The following is a 4858-nucleotide window of genomic DNA, read 5'->3' as shown; positions in this document are numbered from 1 at the left end:
CCTACGCGCAGCTGCGCGAGCAGGTGCTGGCGGTCACCGCGACCCTGCGCGAGCACGGCGTGGGCGCGGGCGACGTGGTGGCCGTGACGGGTCCCAAGACCTACGAGCAGATCCCGGCGCTGCTGGGCATCCACGCGGCGGGCGCGGCGTACCTGCCGGTCGGCGCCGACCAGCCCGCCGACCGGGCGGCCCGCATCCTCGGCACCGCAGGGGTGGCGCTGGCCCTGGTCTGCGGCGGCGATACCCCCGAGCTGTCGGTGCCCGCCCTGACCGTCTCCGAGGCGGTGCGCCGCGGAGCGGCACGCGCCGCCGACACCGAACCGGCGCCGTCGGATCCCTCGGCGCTGGCCTACGTGCTGTTCACCTCGGGGTCCACCGGGGAGCCCAAGGGCGTCGAGGTGACCCACGACGCCTCGATGAACACCGTCGAATTCATCACGCGGCACTTCGGGATCGGCCCGGCGGACCGCTGCCTGGCGCTGTCGACACTGGAGTGCGACATCTCGGTGCTCGACGTCTTCGCCACCCTGCGGACCGGTGGCGCCGTCGTGGTGGTCGACGAGCGGCACCGGCGCGACCCCGACACCTGGGTGCGGCTGATCGACGAACACGGCGTTACCGTGCTGCACTTCATGCCCGGCTGGCTGGAGATGCTGGTGGAGGTGGTCGCCGGACAGGGCGCGCGGCTGCCCACCGTGCGGGTGGTGCCCACCGGCGGCGACTGGGTGCGCACCGAGATGGTGCGGGCGCTGCGTGCCGCCGCGCCGGGGGTGCGCGTCGCCGGTCTCGGCGGCGCCACCGAGACCGCCACCCACAACACCATCTGCGAGGTGACCGGCGAGGTGCCCGAGCAGTGGTCGGCGGTGCCGTTCGGGACTCCGCTGCCCAACAACGCCGCCCGGGTGGTCGACGTGCGGGGCCGGGACTGCCCGGACTGGGTGCCCGGAGAATTCTGGGTCTCCGGTCGCGGCATCGCCCGCGGCTACCGCGGCCGGGCCGACCTGACCGCCGAGAAGTTCGTCGAACACGACGGCAGGATCTGGTACCGGACCGGTGATCTGGTGAGGTACCAGTCCGACGGCACGCTGGAGTTCGTCGGCCGTGCCGATCACCGGATCAAGATCAGCGGCTACCGGGTCGAACTGGGCGAGGTCGAGGCGGCGCTGCGGCGGGTGCCGGGAGTGGACGTCGCCGTGGTCACCCCGGTCTCCGCACCGGGCGGTCGCGACGTGCTGGCGGCGCTGGTGCGGGCCGATCGCACCGGGTTGACCGCCGAGGCCGTCACCGACGCGATGGCGTCGCTCGTCCCCGCCCACATGGTGCCGCAGGCGATCGTGATCGCCGACCGCATCCCGTTCACCGGCAACGGCAAGCTCGACCGGGCGGCGATCACCCGCATCCTCGAGAACGTCGACCTGTCGGCGGGACGGGGATACCGCGCGCCGGCCACCGTCGTGGAATCGGCGCTCGCGCACATCGTCGGGGTGCTGCTCGACCGCGCGCAGGTCGGCGCCGACGACGACTTCTTCGCGCTCGGCGGGGACTCGGTGCTGGCCACCCAGCTGGTCGCGCGGGTGCGGGACTGGCTGGACACGCCGACCGTGATGGTCGCCGACGTCTTCGCCACCCGCACCGTCGCCGCGCTGGCGCGGGTGCTGGCGGCCCGCGAACCGGCCGGTGACCGGCTCGAGCAGGTGGCCGAGCTCTACCTCGAGGTCGCTGGGATGGACGGCACCGACGTCGCGACCGCACTGGACGCCGAGTCGGTGGGCTGACCGACCCGGCTCGACGCGCATCGCCGCAGGTCGGATGTGGTCATGCGATGGGCGGGAGCGATCGGGGTACCTATTTTCGGGTGGCCGAACATAGGGTAGCCTCAGCAATTTAGGACAGCCTTTGCTAATCCATGGAGGCATTGTGGCTCACGGTATGACGATCACCCGTCCCGGCGACGTAACCGCCGCGGAGATGGCGTCGCTGCACGAACGCGTCCTCGCTGTCGCTGCCTCCGTGCCCGGCGCCGCCGCGGTGACCGGCCCGACCGGCCGGAGCACCTACGGGCAACTCTCCGAAGAGATCCGCGCGATCGCCGCCGCGCTGTCGGTCGCCGGCGTCGCACCCGGTGACGTGGTCGCCGTGGTCGGCACCGCCTGCGCGGAACAGATCCCCGCGGTGCTCGGAACGCTCGCCGCGGGCGCGATCTACCTGCCGGTGCCCGCCGGACTGCCCGCCGACGCCGCACTGTCGGCCATGCGCCGCGGCGTGGCGCGGATGGCGCTGGTGTGCGGTGACCTTTCTCCTGCTTTCATGCCTGCACTGACCGTGCGCGAAGCCCTGCGGATCGGCGCCGCCGAGTCCCGCTTCGCCGTGGTGTCGCCGCGCCCGGCCGAACCCGCCGCGATCCTGCCGAACGCCACCTTCAGCCACGCCGCACTGCTGCGCTCGATCGGCGGCACCCCGGCCGAGCCGCGCGGCCGCCGGGCGGTGTCGCCCGGACTGGACTGCGAGGAGTCGGTGCGCGAGGTGTTCGCCGCGCTGCTCGCCGGTGCCGGTGTGGTGGTCGCCGACCCGGCCGACTCCCGCGCCGCGGTCGAATACCCGCTGACCTTCCTGCCGCCGATCGACGCCGCGGCTCCATGACCGGAGTGGGTCAGCAGCAGCAGTTGACGTTCCAACCCTGGATCAAGGGGTTCCCGGCGGACGGTTCGCGGGGCGCGACGGTGGTCTTCCCGCATGCGGGCGGGGCGGCGGTCGCCTATCGGGGGCTGGCGAAAGCATTGTCCGACAACGGGATCGATACGTATCTAGTGCAGTACCCGCAACGCGCCGACCGCCTCAGCCATCCGGCGGCGGAGACGCTCACCGAGCTCGCCGAGGACCTGTTCCGGGCGGGGGAATGGCACCGGCTCGGTCCGCTGCGGCTGTTCGGTCACTGCATGGGCGCTGTGGTGGCATTCGAGTTCGCGCGCATCGCCGAACGGCACGGCGTCGACGTACGCCAGCTGTGGGTCTCGGCCGGGCAGGCGCCGTCCACCGTCGAGGCGTCCGGGCCGATGCCGACCACCGACGACGGCTTGCTGTCCGAGCTGGCCGACCTCGGCGGCACCGACCCGCGCCTGCTCGACGACGAGGACTTCGTCGCGCTGCTGCTACAGGCGATCCGGGCGGATTACCTGGCCTGGAACCGCTACACCTGCGACGCGGGCGTCACGGTGCGCGCCGACATCATCGCCATCGGTGGCCGCCGCGACCACCGGATCACCGAGGCGCAGCTGCGGGCCTGGGAGGGCCACACCGAGAAGTCGTTCACCCTCTCGCTGCTCGACGGCGGCCACTTCTACCTCAACGAGCACACCGACCTGCTCGCCGAACTGATGGGCGCCGATGACCTCTGACGGCGTGGGCGGCGCGGACGATCCCGTCGTGATCGTCGGCATGGCGCTCGAGGCACCCGGCGGCATCGACTCCGCCGACGCCTACTGGTCGCTGCTGTCCGAACAGCGCGAGGCGCTCGGCCCGTTCCCGACCGATCGCGGCTGGGACCTGCCCGAGCTCTTCGAACGGCGCGACGGCTATAAGGCCATTCACGACCTCGGCGGATTTCTCACCGACGCAACCTCTTTCGACCCGGAGTTCTTCGGTGTCTCGCCACGGGAGGCCGTGGCGATGGATCCCCAGCAGCGGGTGGCGCTTCGGCTGGCGTGGCGGGCCCTGGAGAACAGCGGCGTCAATCCCGACGACCTCGCGGGCCACGACGCCGGTTGCTTCGTCGGCGCGTCGACGCTGGACTACGGACCGGACATGGCCCGGTTCTCCGAGCACAGCGGGCATCTCATCACCGGCACCTCGCTTGGCGTGATCTCCGGCCGGATCGCCTACACCCTGGACCTCGCCGGACCGGCGCTCACCGTCGACACCTCGTGCTCGTCGGCGCTGGCGGCCTTCCACGTCGCAGTGCAGTCACTCCGCGCGGGCGACTGCGACCTGGCGCTGGCCGGCGGCGTGGCGGTGATGGGATCGCCGGGCTATTTCGTCGAATTCTCCAAGCAGCACGCGCTCTCGGACGACGGGCACTGCCGCCCCTACAGCGCGCACGCCAGCGGCACCGTGTGGGCCGAGGGCGCGGCGATGTTCGTGCTGCAGCGCCGGTCGGCCGCCCGCAGGGACGGCAGGCCGATCCTGGCCGAGGTACTGGCCAGCTGCCTGAACCAGGACGGCCGCACCACCGGGCTGACGGCGCCGAGCGGTGCCGCGCAGGCCCGGTTGTTCAGCCGCGCACTTTCCCAGGCCGGTGTGCGCGCCGAGGACATCGGGCTGGTGGAGGGGCACGGCACCGGAACCCGGCTCGGCGACCGCACCGAGCTGCGCGCGCTGGCACGTACCTACGGCGCCACCGAACCCGGCCGGGGACCGCTGCTCGGCTCGGTCAAGTCCAACATCGGCCACGCGCAGGCCGCAGCAGGCGGGCTGGGGCTGGCCAAGGTGCTGCTCGCCGCCGAGCGCGCCACCATCCCGCCCACGTTGCACGTCGACCAGCCCAGCCGTGAGATCGACTGGGAAACACAAGGTCTGCGGCTGGCCGACAAACTCGGCCCCTGGCGGGCCGTCGACGGGCGGCGGCTGGCCGCGGTGTCGGCGTTCGGGATGAGCGGCACCAACACCCACGTCGTCGTGGCCATGCCCGATGCCGGGGCCCGGGTGGCCTGATGTCCGTCATCACCTGGCCGGACGGCCGTACCCCCGTGCTGCTCAGCGCACACGCGCCCGACCTCGTCGCCGCGGACGCCGCGGCCATCGCGCGCCACCTGCGAACCCGCCCGGACACCGGGGTGGCCGACGTGTCGGGCCAGCTGCTGCG

Annotated in this window: 4 protein-coding genes; all 4 read left to right on the top strand. The window is 72.7% G+C overall.

What is annotated here, in order from left to right:
• The coding region (locus tag Q2100_RS27060) for a non-ribosomal peptide synthetase (RefSeq protein WP_302916538.1) at nt 1–1775 on the top strand (1775 nt) is incomplete at its 5' end.
• A 154-nt stretch (nt 1776–1929) separates the two neighbouring features.
• A complete protein-coding gene (locus Q2100_RS27055) occupies nt 1930–2640 on the top strand; it encodes an AMP-binding protein (RefSeq protein WP_264014418.1) in 711 nt (236 codons plus the stop codon).
• Nucleotides 2637–3395 carry a thioesterase II family protein gene (locus tag Q2100_RS27050; RefSeq protein ID WP_302916537.1) on the top strand — a complete coding sequence of 253 codons (759 nt, stop codon included), beginning with the start codon at nt 2637–2639 and terminating at the stop codon, nt 3393–3395. Before Q2100_RS27055 ends, Q2100_RS27050 begins: the two co-directional genes overlap by 4 nt.
• Complete coding sequence (locus tag Q2100_RS27045) at nt 3385–4707, top strand: beta-ketoacyl [acyl carrier protein] synthase domain-containing protein (protein WP_302916536.1); 1323 nt, start codon at nt 3385–3387, stop codon at nt 4705–4707. The genes Q2100_RS27050 and Q2100_RS27045 overlap by 11 nt, the downstream gene beginning before the upstream one ends.
• Nucleotides 4708–4858 lie beyond the last annotated feature (151 nt).

Source organism: Mycolicibacterium arseniciresistens (genome assembly GCF_030519285.1).
GTDB lineage: Bacteria > Actinomycetota > Actinomycetes > Mycobacteriales > Mycobacteriaceae > Mycobacterium > Mycobacterium arseniciresistens.
This window is presented reverse-complemented; position numbering and strand designations above follow the sequence as displayed.